The organism is Thioclava sp. JE_KL1 (genome assembly GCF_009296265.1).
Taxonomy (GTDB): Bacteria; Pseudomonadota; Alphaproteobacteria; order Rhodobacterales; family Rhodobacteraceae; genus Thioclava.
Genome location: NZ_WBJS01000067.1, coordinates 1 through 659, shown reverse-complemented (window position 1 = coordinate 659; position 659 = coordinate 1). Strand labels below are relative to the sequence as shown.

Genomic DNA, 659 nt, shown 5'->3' with positions numbered 1-659 from the left:
ATGACTTTGCGCGACCGGATCGCGATGGCGCTCGACACATCAACTTTCAGGAACACGATCACGGCCGTGATCCTTTTCAACGCATTGCTTCTTGGACTGGAGACTTCGGAGCGCGCGATGGCCTTGGCTGGCGATCTGATCCGGCTCCTCGACATGCTTTGCCTGTCGGTTTTCGTGATCGAGATTGGACTTAAGCTCGTGGTGCAGAGATTGGGCTTCTTCCGGTCTGGCTGGAACCTCTTCGATTTCACCATTGTCGGCGTGTCGCTTCTGCCCGGCGCGCAGGTCTTCAGCGTGCTGCGGGCGCTTCGAGTGCTGAGGCTCTTGCGCATCATTTCGGTCGCGCCGCGCCTGCGGCGCGTGGTCGAGGGGCTCATCAACGCCCTGCCGGGCATGGGCAGCGTCTTCCTCTTGATGGGCATCATCTTCTATATCGCGAGCGTGATGGCGACAAAGTTGTTCGGCGCGAGTTTCCCGCAGTGGTTCGGCTCGCTCGGACAATCAGCCTATTCACTGTTTCAGATCATGACGCTCGAGAGCTGGTCGATGGGGATTGTGCGCCCGGTGATGGAAACCCACCCTCTGGCTTGGGCCTTCTTCGTGCCTTTCATCATGGTCACGACCTTCGCAGTGGTGAACCTTCTGGTGGGCCTCATCGT

The 659-nt window shown here is 59.0% G+C and carries 1 protein-coding gene; it reads left to right on the top strand.

Features of this window, described 5'->3' with window-relative positions; all coding sequences use genetic code 11:
* Positions 1-659: ion transporter (locus F8R15_RS20940; RefSeq protein WP_152845883.1), on the top strand; the 659-nt coding region annotated here is incomplete at both ends.